The following is a 16,051-nucleotide window of genomic DNA, read 5'->3' as shown; positions in this document are numbered from 1 at the left end:
TCATGCCGTTTATTCAAAAATGGCGTAAGTCCATGATTGCCTTGACAATCGGGGCCATTCAGCAGCATCATCCATCCCTTCAGGTGCCTGGCAATCATGTCGGGAGAATCGGGAAGACGGTGTGAATCCGTCACGTGCCCAACGCTGTAAAGAGGATGTGATTGGTAAAATGCCACTGCGACATAAAATGTGCGGGAAGGTGCCAGTCTCAAATGAATCTGAGTCAGAAGACCGGCCTGAAAATGTCACCGGGAGCTTGGTCAGGCTGCCCCCAATTTATTTGCATTAGGGGAATTCATGCAAACAACTCCAGTTTCCGACACCTCGGATATTCACACCTTTTCGCAAGAAGCGCGTGATGCGATCTACCACACGATTTTTTCCAGACGCGATGTGCGTAGTCAGTTTTTACCCACGACCATTGATGATGCGGTGTTAAGCCGCATTTTGACCGCGGCACATTTCGCCCCCTCGGTCGGGTTTATGCAACCATGGAATTTTTTACTGATCAAATCGGAAGAAATCAAAACCCGCGTGCAGCAAGCTTATATATCAGCCAATGCCGAAGCAATGACGATGTTTGAAGGCGAAAAGCGCAATACGTACCAACAGCTAAAGTTGGAGGGCATACGTGATGCGCCGATAGGCATTTGTATTACCTGTGACCGCGAACGCACTGGCAGCGTGGTGCTTGGACGCACGCATATGAAAACGATGGATTTATACAGCAGCGTTTGTGCTGTTCAAAATCTCTGGTTAGCTGCCCGCGCTGAAGGTTTAGGGGTAGGCTGGGTCAGCATTTTTCATGAACATGAATTGCAAGCAGCGCTGGGAATCCCAGAACATATCGTTCCGATTGCCTATTTGTGTGTAGGTTATGTGAGCCATTTTTATCCCAAGCCGGAACTGGAAACCAAAGGCTGGTTACCGCGTTTGCCGATTGAAGAGCTGGTGTATTTTGATCAATGGGGAAATGCCGATCCCAATCAGCCTTTGATTGCCCATTTGCAGCGTGATCAGATGGCGGCGCAAGACATTGCAAATCGTGCCGCGATGCCATTACCCAAAGAATGAATTCGTTGATGAACTATAGTGAATTGTTGGTAGTTGTGATAGTAGCAAATTGAACCTGATCACGACCACCATGTTTAGCTTTATACATCGCTTCATCGGATTTTGCTGACAGTTCGGTTTCACTCGTACCATCATCCGGGTACATAGCGACGCCTATGCTGCAAGAAATAGCTAAGTCATGCTCTTCGATTTTAAAGTTTTTGGCATGGCTTATACGTACTTTTTCTGCTACCAATAAAGCATTTTCAGTTGTGTTCACAGACCGCAGCAAAACGACAAATTCATCACCGCCAACACGTGCCACAATATCTGAGTCACGCACGCAGCGAGATATTCGGAGAGCCACTTCTTGCAATAACTTGTCACCGACTTGGTGACCAAAGCTATCATTGACCAGTTTGAACTTATCCAGATCAATATACAGTAAAGCGAAGCGGGTCTGATCTCGCTTTGCAACCATCATTGCTTGTTGTAGCCGATCAGAAAATAAGGCGCGATTGGCCAATCCGGTGAGCGGATCGTGATGCGCCATTTTCCGCATATTAACTTCAGCTAATTTAAGATCCGTGATATCGGCGATGACACCGACTAACTGATGCCCGACTTTTTGACCATCATGCATGTGAGTGGCCGTTAACTGGCCCCAGAAATGACTACCGTCAGGGCGACTATATTCACGCTCTAGTTTGAGAAAAGAGATTTCACTACTGAGTAATTTTTGTAGTTGGTCATGCGCTTCATCTTTTTGCGCTTCCGCAACACAGTCTAAATAAGGGCTACCGATCAAGCTATCTATCGTGCGGCCAAACATTTCTGCCATACGTTGATTGGCCATACTGATATAGCCATCGTCATTTGCCAAAAATATGGCGACACTTGAAGTATTAAAAATATTGGTGAGCAAGGTTTCTCTGATTTGCAATTCATTGACTGCGATGGCGAGGGCATCATCGCTTTGTTCCTTGAGTAACAATAAAAAACCAGCACCACCAACCAAGGTAAATGCAAATGTCATCAAGTAGGTGAAAGCCTGAATCGGCCCATTTTGAAATACCGATATTTGATTGGGATAAAGAACGGCATAAGCAACGCGGCAGGCAAGCATGATACTGAAGGCGATGTAGAAACATGCAACCAGAACACGTAAGCGAGAGGCCTGTATTGAGTACAGCATCAATATCGCCGTCATTGCGGTAATTGATCCGACGGACGCTGATGAAAGTGCGACTCTCAGTGCTGGCGTGGTACTAAACATCGAAAAAAGGAAAATGCCCGTGATGGTCACGGCGGCATACAAACGGGTGAACTTTTTTTCGCGTCGTTCCAGCAGGACAAAAGCCAGCCCCTCAAAAGCAAATCCCACGTACAGACTGCCATTGCCAACATCTGCCGATAGCCAGTCAGGGATGGTGCCTCGCGCACCGATCAGCATCCAGGCGAGTGCTTGAAAAATTTTTCCTGCGATATAACGACGGTAAGCTAACTCCAGACCTTCTTTTCGGCGATAAGCACTCAGCATCACGATCGCTAGCAGGTTGCCAGCAAATAGCAATAAAATGACCGTGCGTATATCTGGTGAAAGTAAGATGCTCATCGCTTTACCCGCAGCAAGAGGTACTAAGTGTCCTCCTGAGATTTACTGCGGTCAACTAATTTTTCTGGATTTTAAATAAATTTTTACATCTATAATGAGGAGCATTTTAATAATGCTATTTATATGAAATAAGGTTAAATAATGTGCGATCGGAACTAGACTTCAATTATTCTTTTTCGTATTTTTCTGCGTATTGTTTTACCGTGTTTTATTTTTGATAAATAAAGTAAAAAAAACTGAATTCTCTCCTCTGAAAATTAAGTCCCCATCAATTTCAGGCTACACCGATCAGCAAGTCATTGCGGCCAGTATATAAAACTGGAACCGGCATATGAAGATTTTCTAAATGCAAATATGAGCGACTCAGTTTGCGTGCAGCGTTTATGCAGTAAGGGCGTAACGGTTTGCCGTAATTTACATTTTGCATGCAGCCTCGGTCTTTGCTTAAAAGCCACACGAATCAAAGAGGTAAAGAAAAACAAATACGAAGAACGGGCTTTGAGATTATTCGAAGTCCGTTTCTCTTTGTGTCAAATGACTCGTCAACACTGCATGCGCGATTAAGTCAACGGCAGGTCTTGTCTTCCCTTGTTTATCGGTCCACACTTTTGGTGTCAGTGCGCCTGAGAGTGCTACGCTTTCGCCATCTTCTAAAGCGAGCAAGGTGTTACGAACGTTATCGTTAAAAGCAATCACATTGCACATCAGCGTATCGCCTTCGTCGGTGGTGGCGCGTACTTTGCATGTCACATACAATGAACCACCTTGTCCGCTACGCTCATCAGCGCGACCGTACATTCTTCCTGAAATTAAAGCATCTATCATGTGTCATCTGTCGAAAAAGTAAAGGCTTGCCCACGCAAACCCGAAAGCCGAATTAGACGCCGTATGCAAAAATAAAGCAATATGTGTTCGGTTCAATCGGTGCTGCTGCCTACATTTACTCGCTACCAGCCTAATGGTATATGCTTACGACTTTGAGTATCTTTTTAAGATTTGTGCTTACTGTTGAGAACGATTCTTCCCATTCAATTTATCAAAAAAACTGAAACGAGCAAGGTATGAATTTAAATCAAATCGCCGAAGCCTACGTCAAGCTGGTGCTTGCTGTTGGCCAACATGACGACAGCTACGTCGATGCCTATATCGGCCCTGCAGAATGGCGTGAGCAAATGACTCAGAAGCCACTTGTTGAATTGCAAGCGCACGCCGATGAGTTGTTGGAACAAGCAAAAAATTTACCTGCCGCTCCCGCTGACCAGGTTGAACGACAAGCGTTTTTGATTTTGCAACTGCGTGCCGTATGCGCCCATGTGGGTCGTTTGGCAGGACATACGCTGGCTTTCGATGATGAGACCAAAGCTTTGTATGATGCCGTGTCACCCCATCTGACTCCGGCAGATCTGGATTTGACGCTGGCACAGTTAAATGATTTATTGCCCGGCAGCGGAGAACTGAATCCACGGTTGTCTGCCTACAATAAAGATTTCGAAATCCCGCGTGAAAAACTCGATGCTGTCTTTACCGCAGCGATTAACGAAGCACGTGCCCGCACCAGAAAATATATCGCTTTGCCTGAGCATGAAAGTTTTCAGATTGAATACGTGACCGATAAAGTCTGGAGCGCTTACAACTGGTACAAAGGCAATAGCCATAGTCTGATCGAAGTGAATACCGATTTTCCGATGTTTATCAGTCGTGCGATTGATCTGGCCAGCCATGAGGCTTATCCGGGGCATCACGTGTTTAATGTATTGATCGAGAATGAATTAGTGAAAGAAAAAGCCTGGATTGAATATGCAATTTCACCTTTATATTCACCCATGTCTTTCCTCGCCGAGGGTAGCGCCAATTACGGAATCGAAGTCGCTTTCCCGCATGCCGAACGTATGAAATTTGAGAAGCAGGTTTTGTTTCCTTTAGCGGGAATCGATCCTGATAAAGCCGAGCGCTATTATGAAATTCAGGCGGTGCTGCAAAAATTATCTTATGCCGGGAACATGGTCGCCAAGCAATACCTTGATGGTGAAATAGATCGTGAAACAGCGATTGCCATGTTGATGAAATACAGTCTATCGGATGCTGAACGCTCAGAACAACGTGTGCGCTTTATCGAAAATCTGCGCTCCTATGTCATTAACTACAATTTGGGGCAAGACGTGGTGCAGGCATACATAGAGCGACGTGCAGGTACGCAAGATCAGGATTTACGTTGGCAAGTGCTGACGGATTTATTGCGTAGTCCTAAGAGTGCTTCGATGATGGTGTAAGAGTTACGCCAGGGCGGCTTGCACCCGCCCTACAAAATTACGCTTGTTCCAAAGGGATAAGCTTTACCGTCCATTGCTGATTCTCTTCGACACTCAGCAAGCGGTCGATGTTCGGATGCTTACCCGGAAACGCAATCGCGTCAGCGGTGTGTTCCGCGTACAAGATCAATCCCTTCGCTGCCGCAGCAGTATTGATCACTTCAAACTCCTGCGCTAAAGCATGATAGACACGCACGCTTCCTGCTGAACCTGGTTTGTTGTCGATCCTCGCTATCAAAGTGTCGCCATCAAATAATTCGATCGCCGCCAGATGGTTGATCTCTGGCAGGGCGGATAAAACTTCATTAAATTGCATGCTGGATTCCTGATAATTTAAGCTGTTGGTATTTTAATGCTGACTGATTTTTTATGCATAGGTTGTTTTTTCTGATACCTAAAACGTTTGTGAACTCTTGTTACCCCACGCTAACCACACTTCTTCCCCCCGCCGTTCTCTGCACCATAATCTTGGTCGCAATGCGTTCCGTCATTTCTTGTACATGCGAGATCACGCCAACTTTGCGGCCTTGGGCTTGCAGGCTGTCGAGGGCGTCCATGGCGACTCTGAGGGTGTCGGCGTCGAGGCTGCCGAAGCCTTCGTCGATGAACAGGGATTCCACTTTGACGCGGTTGCTTGACAGTGATGCGAGTCCAAGTGCAAGTGCCAATGAAACCAGGAAAGATTCACCGCCGGACAAGGAATGAACCGAGCGGTTTTCATCGCCCATGTCCTGATCGATGACCATCAGCCCCAGGCTATCTTGTATGCGTTGCAGGCGGTAGCGGCGGGCGAGTTGATGCAGGTGTTGATTGGCATAAGCGAGCAAGACGTCGAGCGTATATTGCTGCGCATAGTTACGGAATTTTTTACCATCGGCAGCGCCGATCAAATCATTTAATTGCGCCCAGACACGGTAACGATTTTCTTGTGTTTGCAAGTCTTCAAGCAGGTCAGCAGCGTGCATACGGCGTTGATCGTCTTGCCTGATATTTGCTTGTAGCTGAATCAGACTTGCCTGTGCTTGCTGCTGACGCTGACTTAACACCTCCCGGCGTTCTTGCAGAGAAGACACACTGAGCATATCACTCTGCGTTGTGGAGCGTTCAGAGACATCTATCGTATTGTTTTCTTCGTCGGTAGCAATTTCCAGCGTTTCGCCATCAGTGCCCATGTTCGCGGGCAAGGCAGCTGGTAATTGCTCACGGTGTGCCACGCTTTGCTGATGGCGTTCTTGCCACACGGCGCGCGCATGCTGGTTGGCATTAGCGATGACTTGCAATGCATGACGCTCAGTAGTAATCCACTCATTGCTATGCTGCAGCAAGGCGTTTAATCCGGTTTCATCCAGGACACTGTCTGAATTTTTTTGATGCTGTTGTTGCAGCCAATGATTTAACTGCTGTTGCGTCTGACCTTGCTCTTGCTGATGTTGTGCGAGTCGTTGCTGTGCTTGTGCCAGAGCTTCATTTGACCGAATCAGTGCTTGTTGTTGTGTACTCAGATGTTCGGTGTTTGTCGTTACTTGTGATTTTGCAGTTTGTATTGCCGCGTTGAATTTTTCTATGACGTTGGTGACAGTTTCACCTTCAAATAAGTGCAAACGTTGTTGCTGAAGTGTTTGCAATTGTTGTACACATATTTGCAATTCATGGCTCAGGCGTTGCTGCTCTTGTTGCGCGTGTTGCTGGGTGCTGGCGAGCGTATTAAGTGCTAATTGCAGTGCTGTCAGTTCTTCACTCGCCTGTTGCAGATGATGCTGTTGGCTATGCCATTGTTGCGCTTGTTGTTCGCAATTTTGCTGAAACGCCAGAGGTGCAGCCTGCCATAGATCACGCCAGGTATCGCGCAGATTGTTTTCGTTGTCCTCGACATCGCTATGTGCGTTGCGGACGATAAAAGCGGCATCCAATTCATCAAGCGTATGACCTAAGGTTTGTCGTGCATTCAGCACCTGTGTTGCAGCGTGGTCGCGTTGCGTTTGTGTGTGTTGTAAGGCGAGTTGCGTCGCTTGCAGTGCTTCTTTAGTTTGTGTGAAAAAAATCTGACACTTATCCCACGCGGCTTGCGCTGCATCTTTTGCACGCATTGCTTGCTGGTGCTGCGTCTCGCTATTTTTGAATGTTTGCAGTTGCTGATCAACATCGATCAAGGATTGCTCAAACCACGCTAATATCGCCTCGCTTGTCGCTAATTTGATTTTCTGTGCGGTCCGGTTCAAAGGGTGTTGTCGCCATGCTTGCTCGTGTGTCTGACATTGAAGAAGTAAGCCATCGGCTTCTTGCTGCAAGCGCTGGCGTAATTGGCTTTGTTGGTTGGCGATCGTCTGATGTTGATGCAAATGGTCGCGATGATATTGCTCTTGTTGCCGGCATGCGTGCATTTGCTCTTGCAGTGTTTTTAGCAGCACGTGTAATTGCGGTTGTTCCGCCGCATACGGGTGTTCAGTTGCGCCACAAACCGGACAAGGCGCATCGTCTTGCAATTGATGTCGCAAGGCTTCAACGTTTGCTGCGCACGCTAGTTCGGCAGCTTTGAGCGCTTGCTCCGCTTGTTGTTGTGCGGCGCTTGCTGCCGGAAGCAGCGTTTGCGCTTGCTCTGCCTCACGGTTCGCTTGTTTGATTGCCTCGTCTGACTGTGCTATCTGCGCTTGTAACTTATTTACGCGTTGTTGGTGTTCGTGTCTTTGATGCACTAGCTGCGTGGCAGAATGAATCTGATCGCGTTGTTGTTCGGCGCTATGCTTTGCGTGTTGAAGCGCAGCAAGATCAATACTTGCATACAACTTTGCTGACGTTTGCCGTTGCAGTTCTGCGGCATCAAGTTGCTCTTGGGCGTCAATGAAGGTGCGTTGCTGTAGTTCCAACGTCGCTTGCTGTGTTTGCTGGAACTCATCAAAGTGTGCAACGCGCTGCTGTTGCGTTTGAAGTTCATGTTGGTTTTGCGCCGCTTGTTTAAACAGGCGCTCCCAACCTGGCCATTGTTCTGCCAACACTCGCAGTGATGCATGTTGTTGCAACCACGTCTGTGCGTTTTGCGCACGTTTCTCGCATTGTTTTACCAGGACTTGTTTATCGTTAAAGCTGACATTCGCTTGTCCGGTTTGTTGGGTTGCTTGCGCCAATTGTTGTTGCAAAGTCTGATGTACCGGCTGCAAATGTGCAATGTTAGCGTCAAGCAGTTTTGCCTGGTCCAGATCACCTGCGGCATCTGCCTGGACTTGTTCGCTTGCTTGTAATTGTTCTGCGGCAGTTTGCAATGCAGTTTTTGCTAACGCTTCTTGCTGTTTGATTTCTTCCAGCTGTATGTGTGTACTTTGTATGCGCGCCGTATCTTGGATAATGTTGTTACTTAAACGCTGGAGATCAGCGACGATAGGGCGTGCGCTCTGCACCGCATCCAATTGTTGCAACAAGGCATAACGCGGAGCGCAGGCTGTTTGTGCTTGTTCAGCCTGTTGTGCGGCCTCTGATGCTGATTGTTCTTGCTGCGCAAGTTTGATGGCATCCTGATGCCAGCGCAAATGCAGATCGATTGCTTCCACATAGGCATCAAGCTGTTTCAATTTTTCTGATGCGAGCTGAATATCTTTTTTCAGTTGTTCGCGATCTTCGTCATTGAGTGGTTTGTTATCAGCCAGACGCAAATGAAAACGGTCTAGCGCGTCGCGCTCATCCTTGGCGCGTTGAAATGCGCGTTTTGACAGTTCTTCATAAATCACACTACCGGTTAAGGTTTGCAGCAATTCACCACGCTCGTTGTCATCCGCTTTTAGAAAGCTGGAGAACTCATTTTGCGCTAATAACACTGCACGCGTAAATTGTTCAAACTTGAGTCCTATACGTTTAACGATTTCTTCTTTGACTTCTGTTTTCTTACCGCCAATCGGTAGCAGCTCAGGTAGCTGATGCAGTGTCATGGTGGTTGGTTGCAAGCTACCGCTGGCTTTGTTGCGCGAACGTCTGACGCTCCAGCGGGCGCGATACTGCACACCATCGTTACCGACAAAATCTACTTCAGCATAACCTTCGCCAGTGCCGCGACGTAAAAGATTGCCAGTATCTTGCTGCGAGATCAGTTCTTTGCCATCTGGCAGCGTTTTGTTGCCGCCAGCCCTGACCAAGCGTGGTGTGTTTTCATACAAGGCCATGCATAGGGCATCAAGCAAGGTGCTTTTGCCTGCGCCTGTCGGACCGCTAATTGCAAACAGGCCAGCCGAACGCAGCGGTTCTTGTTCAAAGTCGACGGCAAATTCGCCTGCCAGTGATGCCAGATTTTTTCCGCGGAGCGCGAGAATTTTCATGCTTGTTCTCCGCTTGTTCCCAGCATCAGTTCGGCAAATGCTTTGCTTAATTCTGGTGGTGTTGTGGTGCCTTCTTCAGTGCCATATTTACTTTGATACAGCCGCTCAAAAATCTGATCGGGTTGCAATTTTTCTAGTTCAGCCATGGTATTGTTATCGCTGACTTGCGCATTTTTTTTGACGAAGCTGGTTTCGATTTTCGCTAATCGGACAGGTTTTCCTTCCAGTGCCTGTTCTATGGTGGCGCGCAAACCAGGTTCTGGGGCGTCAAGTAAGACTCGCACCTCCAGAAACGGCATACGATCGGGAGGTGTATCACGCGGGATATCGAGTGCGGTTAAAGCCACCAATACCTTGGCTAACACCTGAGGTTGACGCGGCACCCGCAACAGTTCCACGGCGCGTGGCACAAATAAGGGTGTAATGTCGCTGACGTGCTCGCCGTCCAGATCAACTTGCAACACTTGATGTTGATAATCGACTTCGGCAAATGATAAGGGGATCGGGCTGCCGCAATAACGCAAATGGTCTTGTTTGCCGACTTTTTGTGCCAGGTGCAGATGCCCTAAAGCAGCATATGCCACTTGATTATCGAACATGTTTGCTGATAAAGCTTCAGTGCCGCCGATGACAATGCGGCGTTCTGATTCTTCTGAAATTTCACCGCCTGTCATGTGGCAATGCCCGAGCGCGATAATTGCTTGTTGCGGTTGGCGCAGGCGCAAAGCGTATTCCAGTGTCTGTTGATAAAGTAGTGCAATACCTTCCATATAAGGATCTTTGGCATCTTCAATGCGCGGCACATCGCCGGGACGCAAAAATGGAATCGCCATGCAGTACGCCGCAATATCGCCAGCTGCATTGCGTAGTGGCACTATTAAACGTTGCAGGTCAATATTCCCATCTGGATTGCGTGGTACAAAGCCGATGACCGTAGCGTCCAGACTTTCCATCAGTGGTGCAGGTGCTTCCATGCGCCCCGGAGAATCATGGTTGCCGGCAATAATCACAATTTGCAGATGCGGCTGCGCGGCTTTGGCTTGTTGCAGAAAGCGGTAAAACTGCTTTTGTGCTGCGGCTGAAGGGTTGGCGGTATCAAAAATATCACCGGATATCAGCAAAGCATCGGCTTTTTGATGCACCAGCGTGGCTGTCAGCCAGTCGAGAAAAGCCTGATGCTCCGTGTTACGTTCAAATTGATGCAATGTCTGGCCTAGATGCCAGTCAGATGTGTGGATAAAGCGCAAGGAAAGTCCTTCCTGGGGAAAACCGGTGCAGAGATCATTTATTGCTGAGAATATATCGTAGAAGCGGCCTGAATGTAAGCACCAATTGCGTTGGCAATAGAAAGACAATACGCGGCGACAGATGAAATTTTTTGTTTTTTCGCCGTCACGCAATTCTGTTAGGATTCTTGTCTGAATTCAATTTCATCCTAAGCGCAAATGACCTGGACAATATGAAAAATATCCTGCCGCAAACATCCGTCGATTTTTATTTGTCTGGCGAAAACGCCGCAGTCTTGTATTCGCGTTCCCCGGTCGATTTAGATTGCCAACGCCGCATCTGGGCGATCGCTCAGGTGATCATCAGTGAGGCCGTATGTATCGATGTGGTGCCGGGAATGAATAATCTGACGCTCATTTTTGATCCCGAACTTCAACAAGGTCAGGCCTTGCTGGCACGCCTGAAAACACTATGGGAATTGGTCGAGATTGAACAATTTACACCACGTGAAGTTCAAATTCCGGTTCATTATGGCGGTGAATATGGCCCCGATCTGGCGGCAGTGGCTGTTCACACGGGCTTGAGCGAACAAGCCGTTATCGCTGCACATAGTCAGGCGGAATACCGGGTCTATTTTTTGGGTTTTCAGCCAGGTTTTGCCTATTTGGGCGGGTTGCCCGCAACGCTGGCAACGCCAAGACGTGCCGAACCGCGTCTGGAAGTAGCTGCCGGATCCGTCGGGATAGGTGGGCAACAAACTGGCATTTATCCGGTAACCAGCCCCGGTGGCTGGCAAATTATCGGGCGCACTGATGTGCGCTTATTTGATTTGCATCGGCGGGCTCCCAGCCTTTTGCAAAGCGGCGATATCGTACGATTTGTTCCCGTTGACGCTTCAGAACAGATGGGAGATAAACATGCTTGAGATTCTACGTGCAGGCATACAAACTACCGTTCAGGATCAAGGGCGTAGCGGTTTTCGCCACCTGGGCGTCGCCCAGGCAGGGGCATTGGATGCGCCTGCGATGTGGCTGGCGAATCGTCTGGTGAACAATGCCGGCACGGCGGCAGGTTTGGAAGTGGTTGCCGGTCCATTTGAAATTCGCTTTATGCGCGACGGCTGGGTCGCTTTGTGTGGTGCTGATTTTGATGCAACGCTGGATGAGCAAGCCTTGGTGTGCGGCTGGCGTTATCCAGTCAAAAAGGGACAAAAGTTACGCTTACGGGGTCCCAAATCGGGCACCCGTGTTTATCTGGCGTTTGATGGCGGTATTGATGTGCCAGTTGTGATGGGATCACGTTCCACTGACATCAGAGCCGGATTTGGCGGTCATGCAGGGCGCGCTTTGAAAAAAGGGGACCGCTTACCGCTAGGCGTTACCTATCCATTAAAAAATAAGTTAGGAACGCCGCAACGACAATGGACGCCCGAGGTCAGGGTATTACGTGGACCTGAATTTGATTTGTTTGATGAAGCCAGCCGTCAAAGTTTTTTTAAACAGGCATGGACGGTCAGTACTCAAAGTAATCGTATGGGATACCGCTTGCAGGGCACAGCTTTGCAAAGAAGTGAAAGCTGCGATTTGTTATCACATGGCGTTTTACCAGGCGTGGTGCAGGTGCCACCCAATGGGCAGCCCATCGTATTGCTGGCGGATTCCCAGACTACTGGCGGCTATCCGCGCATTGCAGTAGTGATTGCTGCCGATTTGTGGAAGCTTGCACAAGCGCCGTTGGGGCGACAATTCTGCTTTGTAGAAACTGATCTGGACGGCGCAAAAGCTGCCCGTAAGCAATGGCAAAATGAGCTATACCGGTTTGAATGGAGTTTGTATGGAAAATAAAATCTTGAACAGTAGAACGATAGATTTAAACGCTGATTTAGGTGAAGGCGGTGCTGATGATGCGGCGATTCTGGCTTGCGTCAGTTCAGTCAATATCGCTTGTGGTGGCCATGCCGGTGACGCGCACAGCATGCGTGTAGCGGTACGCGCTGCGATGGCATGCGGTGTGGCGATCGGTGCTCATCCTAGTTTTGTTGATCGTGAAAACTTTGGTCGTACTGAAATGCATTTACCTATGCAACAAGTCTACGACGAGGTGTTGGAACAAATATGTGCGTTGCAGGGTATTTGCAAAACGGAAGGCACCGAGCTAGTTCACGTCAAACCACACGGTGCTTTATATAATCAGGCGGCACGTGATGTCAGGCTTGCCGAAACGATAGTTAAAGCGATTGCTGCCGCAGGACCACAATTGAAAGTAGTCGGTCTGGCTGGCAGTGAATTAATTCATGCCGCGCGCCGCGCAAGTATGAACGTTGCAGAAGAAGCATTTGCAGATCGTCGTTATAACAGCGATGGCAGTCTGGTATCGCGCAAACTACCCGGTGCAACGATTGATGAAGTAGAGTTGGCTCTGCAACAAGCAATGCACATGGTGGAGCAACAGAGCGTAATCAGTATTGACGGCAAAGAGTTACAGATGAACATAGACACCCTTTGCCTGCATGGCGACGGTGCACATGCATTGCAACTCGCACGTTCTTTGCAAGAACAATTACAACAAAAAGGAGTTGTAGTAACGGCAAGTCTATAGAGCGGGTGGAATCCGCCAAAAGCCGTAAAACTAAAATCTGTGCGGGTTGCACTCGCACTACAAAAAGATGGAGACAAACACATGGATATACAACTTTATTTACCGCTCATCGGCATTCCCATCATCGTGCTTGGATTTGCTTTTCGCTTTAATCCTTTAATGGTCGTCACGCTCGCCGGGCTGGTGACAGGTCTAGCGGTAGGTCTGGATTTTGGCACTTTATTAGAAACCTTTGGCGAGAAATTTTTAAATAGCCGGCAGTTGTCCAGTTCTATTCTTATTCTGCCCATTATTGGTCTTTTAGAACACTATGGCTTGCGCGAGCGCGCGCAAGAATGGGTCAGTGGCATACGCAGCGCCACCACCGGAAGAATTTTGATGCTGTACTTTGTTGTGCGTGAATTAACTGCAATGCTGGGTTTGTTAAGCTTAGGTGGACAAGCGCAGACAGTACGTCCTTTGTTGGTACCGATGGCAGAAGGTGTGGCGCAAAATGCTTACGGTGATTTGCCACCAGAACTCCGCGACCGGATTGCGGCGCATGCAGCGGCCTGTGACAACATCGCCTTGTTTTTTGGTGAGGATGTCTTTATTGCGTTTGGCGCTGTGTTATTGATGACGACATTTTTGAAAGAAAACGGCGTTGGCCAGATTGAACCATTGACCGTCGGCTTATGGGGACTGCCAACCGCGATTGCCGCCTTGCTGATTCATCTGGTCAGACTGTCACGTCTGGACGCAAAAATTGCGACCGAGGTTCAGGCATGGCGTCTGGCACAGCAAGCAATTGTGAAAGCGAGCGCATAATGAATAGCATTTTTAATATCCACTTTATTTTTTATGTCATCGGTACGATTTTGCTGTTGGTCGCATTGATGACATGGCGCGATGAATCGAATCCTAAACGCGGAGCAACCGGTTTGTTCTGGTTTTTGTTCAGCGTCAGTTTTTTATTCGGTGACCTGATGGTCGCGCAGCTTGGCAAATCACTCGCTTATCGCATCAATGGCGTTATCGTTTTATTGCTGGCACTGATTGCGGGATTTAATTTTCTAGGTATGGGCGCGCATCGTTTTTTGCCGGATGCAGAATTCCAGGAGAAATTAAAAAAAATAGGCATGAAAATTTTCTTGCCCGCGTTAGCGATCCCCGTGTTGACCGTGTTGCTGACCTTGTTCGGTAAAACGATATGCTTCGGTGATTGGTATTTGCTGGATCAATCTAATTTGACGCTGGCTTCTTTGATTCTTGCTTGTATTGGCGCATTGGGTTTCTCATGTTTAGTGACACGTGGCACTCCGTTGCAGGCAGTGCGCGAGTCTCGTCGTTTGATTGATGCGCTGGGGTGGGCTTTGGTGTTGCCACAATTGTTGGCGATGCTGGGTGGGGTTTTCGTTGCTGCACATACTGGTCAGTCGATACAAAACCTGATGAGTCTGGTGGTCAATCCGGAAAGTCGTATTGGCGTTGTCATTGCTTATTGTGTTGGTATGGCGATCATGACGATGATTATGGGAAATGGCTTTGCGGCATTTCCGATTATGACCGCCGGGATAGCATTGCCATTTTTGATTATTGGTCAACATGCAAATCCTGCTGTTGTGGTCGCAATAGGGATGTTCTCCGGTTATTGTGGTACTTTAATGACACCAATGGCCGCCAACTACAATATTGTGCCTGCAGCATTATTGGAGTTAAAAGATAAGTATCTGGTAATTAAGACACAGATACCAACGGCGCTGATGGTATTGGCTTGCAATATTGTGCTGATGTACTTTTTAGCTTTTTTAAAATGAAGTGTGGTGGTTTTGATGCGAAAAATTTTATTGACCGGCTTTGCCCCATTTGGTGCTGAGAAGACGAATCCCTCGTGGGATGCGGTGCAGGTGCTCGATGGCCAGATGATCGACGATGCACGGATTATCAGCCTTCAACTTCCATCTGAGTTCGATGTTTGCTTGCAAGTGCTGGAGGATGCAATGCGTGCGCACCAGCCAGAAGTCGTGTTGAGTCTGGGGCAGGCTGGGGGGCGTGCCGATATCACGGTTGAGCGGGTAGCGATTAATATTAACGATGCGAGAATTCCCGATAATATCGGGCAGCAACCGATCGATACGCCGGTAGCAGAACATGGCCCGGTAGGCTATTTCAGTAGTTTGCCGATCAAAGCCATCGTACAAGCTTTGCGGCAGCACGGTATTCCGGCATCGGTATCGCATACCGCCGGTACCTATGTCTGCAATCACGTGTTCTATGGCTTGATGCATTTATTGCCTAACCACCCAAGCGTAAAGCGTGCGGGTTTTGTTCATGTGCCGTATACACCGGATCAGGCTGCTGCTCATCCGGGGGCAGCAAGCATGGCAGTCACAACGATGACGGCAGCAATACGATTGATGTTAGAAACAACACTGCACACTGCGCATGATATTCACGTCAGCGGCGGAATTACGCATTAAAACGGTTTCAGAATTTCTGTGTTGTCAAAGCGTTTTGAAAAATCAGCGCAATAAGTTGTTTCAGATTCATAAAAAAATCAGGTAGAATTCTTATCGTGTTAAGGTGTTTTTTTGTTTTCCGCAAAAAAATTAAACGGGAAGCCGGTGCGTCGATGATTTCAGTTTCATCGCAAACCCGGCACTGCCCCCGCAAAGGTAAATGAGTTAACTTCGGTTAATGCTGCGCAATATGCCACTGTGTTTTTTACATGGGAAGGCGCGTCAGCTGGAATTTTTTCCGCTCATCAGTCCTGATACCGGCCTTATGCACTAGCGGCAATTTCGCGGTGGGCGATGCTTGCGTAATCCGTGCTTGCGCACGCGTTCCGTATCCATTTCTTTTCCCAGATTGCCATTTTTTGCCACGCGGGTGTGCGGGTGAAAAATGACGTTCGTACTCTCAATTGGCGTTCCTGAGTTTCAATGGCTTTGGCTTTTGCTTTGGCTTTT

Annotated in this window: 13 protein-coding genes and 2 riboswitches; of the genes, 8 read left to right on the top strand and 5 right to left on the bottom strand. The window is 48.2% G+C overall.

Annotation, left to right across the window (positions count from 1 at the left end; genetic code table 11):
- Window positions 1-64: 64 nt before the first annotated feature.
- Window positions 65-254, top strand: a riboswitch (cobalamin riboswitch).
- Between the two features lie 43 nt (window positions 255-297).
- The gene (gene bluB / locus H8K32_RS03570) at window positions 298-1,074 is read left to right on the top strand and encodes a 5,6-dimethylbenzimidazole synthase (protein ID WP_186911105.1); all 777 of its coding nucleotides are present in this window, start codon (window positions 298-300) and stop codon (window positions 1,072-1,074) included.
- Window positions 1,075-1,087: 13 nt separating this feature from the next.
- Here bluB and H8K32_RS03565 read toward each other — a convergent pair whose 3' ends face one another.
- Both H8K32_RS03565 and H8K32_RS03560 read right to left on the bottom strand, forming a co-directional pair.
- The gene (locus tag H8K32_RS03565; protein WP_186911104.1) at window positions 1,088-2,668 is read right to left on the bottom strand and encodes a sensor domain-containing diguanylate cyclase; all 1,581 of its coding nucleotides are present in this window, start codon (window positions 2,666-2,668) and stop codon (window positions 1,088-1,090) included.
- A 504-nt stretch (window positions 2,669-3,172) separates the two neighbouring features.
- The gene (locus H8K32_RS03560) at window positions 3,173-3,493 is read right to left on the bottom strand and encodes a single-stranded DNA-binding protein (RefSeq protein WP_186911103.1); all 321 of its coding nucleotides are present in this window, start codon (window positions 3,491-3,493) and stop codon (window positions 3,173-3,175) included.
- Between the two features lie 236 nt (window positions 3,494-3,729).
- On the opposite strand from H8K32_RS03560, the gene H8K32_RS03555 reads away from it, so the two are divergent.
- The gene (locus H8K32_RS03555) at window positions 3,730-4,938 is read left to right on the top strand and encodes a hypothetical protein (RefSeq protein WP_186911102.1); all 1,209 of its coding nucleotides are present in this window, start codon (window positions 3,730-3,732) and stop codon (window positions 4,936-4,938) included.
- Window positions 4,939-4,975: 37 nt separating this feature from the next.
- Here the strand turns inward: H8K32_RS03555 and H8K32_RS03550 are convergent, their stop codons facing one another.
- The 3 genes from H8K32_RS03550 to H8K32_RS03540 all read right to left on the bottom strand — a co-directional run bounded on the left by H8K32_RS03550 (window position 4,976) and on the right by H8K32_RS03540 (window position 10,525).
- Window positions 4,976-5,293: a DUF2322 family protein gene (locus tag H8K32_RS03550; protein WP_186911101.1), complete on the bottom strand. Its 318-nt coding sequence runs from the start codon at window positions 5,291-5,293 to the stop codon at window positions 4,976-4,978.
- A 100-nt stretch (window positions 5,294-5,393) separates the two neighbouring features.
- Window positions 5,394-9,278, bottom strand: a complete 3,885-nt coding sequence (locus H8K32_RS03545; protein ID WP_186911100.1) for an AAA family ATPase — start codon at window positions 9,276-9,278, stop codon at window positions 5,394-5,396.
- Complete coding sequence (locus tag H8K32_RS03540; protein ID WP_186911099.1) at window positions 9,275-10,525, bottom strand: exonuclease SbcCD subunit D C-terminal domain-containing protein; 1,251 nt, start codon at window positions 10,523-10,525, stop codon at window positions 9,275-9,277. The genes H8K32_RS03545 and H8K32_RS03540 overlap by 4 nt, the downstream gene beginning before the upstream one ends.
- A gap of 212 nt (window positions 10,526-10,737) precedes the next feature.
- Between H8K32_RS03540 and pxpB the strand changes: the two genes are divergently transcribed.
- From pxpB to pcp, 6 genes are all read left to right on the top strand, one after another.
- Window positions 10,738-11,430 (top strand): 5-oxoprolinase subunit PxpB, encoded by a 693-nt coding sequence (gene pxpB, locus H8K32_RS03535; protein WP_186911098.1) that lies wholly within the window; start codon window positions 10,738-10,740, stop codon window positions 11,428-11,430.
- Window positions 11,423-12,349 carry a 5-oxoprolinase subunit C family protein gene (locus tag H8K32_RS03530; RefSeq protein ID WP_186911097.1) on the top strand — a complete coding sequence of 309 codons (927 nt, stop codon included), beginning with the start codon at window positions 11,423-11,425 and terminating at the stop codon, window positions 12,347-12,349. The genes pxpB and H8K32_RS03530 overlap by 8 nt, the downstream gene beginning before the upstream one ends.
- On the top strand, window positions 12,339-13,103 hold the full coding sequence (locus H8K32_RS03525; RefSeq protein ID WP_186911096.1) for a 5-oxoprolinase subunit PxpA: 765 nt from the start codon (window positions 12,339-12,341) through the stop codon (window positions 13,101-13,103). Before H8K32_RS03530 ends, H8K32_RS03525 begins: the two co-directional genes overlap by 11 nt.
- Window positions 13,104-13,184: 81 nt before the next feature.
- Complete coding sequence (locus H8K32_RS03520) at window positions 13,185-13,910, top strand: DUF969 domain-containing protein (protein ID WP_186911095.1); 726 nt, start codon at window positions 13,185-13,187, stop codon at window positions 13,908-13,910.
- Complete coding sequence (locus tag H8K32_RS03515; RefSeq protein ID WP_186911094.1) at window positions 13,910-14,899, top strand: DUF979 domain-containing protein; 990 nt, start codon at window positions 13,910-13,912, stop codon at window positions 14,897-14,899. The genes H8K32_RS03520 and H8K32_RS03515 overlap by 1 nt, the downstream gene beginning before the upstream one ends.
- Before the next feature lie 15 nt (window positions 14,900-14,914).
- Window positions 14,915-15,562, top strand: coding sequence for a pyroglutamyl-peptidase I (pcp, locus tag H8K32_RS03510; protein ID WP_186911093.1), 648 nt, complete (start codon window positions 14,915-14,917; stop codon window positions 15,560-15,562).
- 85 nt (window positions 15,563-15,647) lie between these two features.
- A riboswitch (cobalamin riboswitch) is annotated at window positions 15,648-15,881 on the top strand.
- Window positions 15,882-16,051: the final 170 nt, after the last annotated feature.

Source organism: Cognatundibacterium jejuense, from assembly GCF_014284255.1.
Classification (GTDB): Bacteria; Pseudomonadota; Gammaproteobacteria; order Burkholderiales; family Burkholderiaceae_D; genus Undibacterium; species Undibacterium jejuense.
This window is presented reverse-complemented; position numbering and strand designations above follow the sequence as displayed.

Coding starts and splice junctions, on each gene's coding strand:
- bluB (WP_186911105.1), top strand. CDS start 298: ATGCAAACAACTCCAGTTTCCGACACCTCGGATATTCACACCTTTTCG.
- H8K32_RS03565 (WP_186911104.1), bottom strand. CDS start 2,668: ATGAGCATCTTACTTTCACCAGATATACGCACGGTCATTTTATTGCTA.
- H8K32_RS03560 (WP_186911103.1), bottom strand. CDS start 3,493: ATGATAGATGCTTTAATTTCAGGAAGAATGTACGGTCGCGCTGATGAG.
- H8K32_RS03555 (WP_186911102.1), top strand. CDS start 3,730: ATGAATTTAAATCAAATCGCCGAAGCCTACGTCAAGCTGGTGCTTGCT.
- H8K32_RS03550 (WP_186911101.1), bottom strand. CDS start 5,293: ATGCAATTTAATGAAGTTTTATCCGCCCTGCCAGAGATCAACCATCTG.
- H8K32_RS03545 (WP_186911100.1), bottom strand. CDS start 9,278: ATGAAAATTCTCGCGCTCCGCGGAAAAAATCTGGCATCACTGGCAGGC.
- pxpB (WP_186911098.1), top strand. CDS start 10,738: ATGAAAAATATCCTGCCGCAAACATCCGTCGATTTTTATTTGTCTGGC.
- H8K32_RS03530 (WP_186911097.1), top strand. CDS start 11,423: ATGCTTGAGATTCTACGTGCAGGCATACAAACTACCGTTCAGGATCAA.
- H8K32_RS03525 (WP_186911096.1), top strand. CDS start 12,339: ATGGAAAATAAAATCTTGAACAGTAGAACGATAGATTTAAACGCTGAT.
- H8K32_RS03520 (WP_186911095.1), top strand. CDS start 13,185: ATGGATATACAACTTTATTTACCGCTCATCGGCATTCCCATCATCGTG.
- H8K32_RS03515 (WP_186911094.1), top strand. CDS start 13,910: ATGAATAGCATTTTTAATATCCACTTTATTTTTTATGTCATCGGTACG.
- pcp (WP_186911093.1), top strand. CDS start 14,915: ATGCGAAAAATTTTATTGACCGGCTTTGCCCCATTTGGTGCTGAGAAG.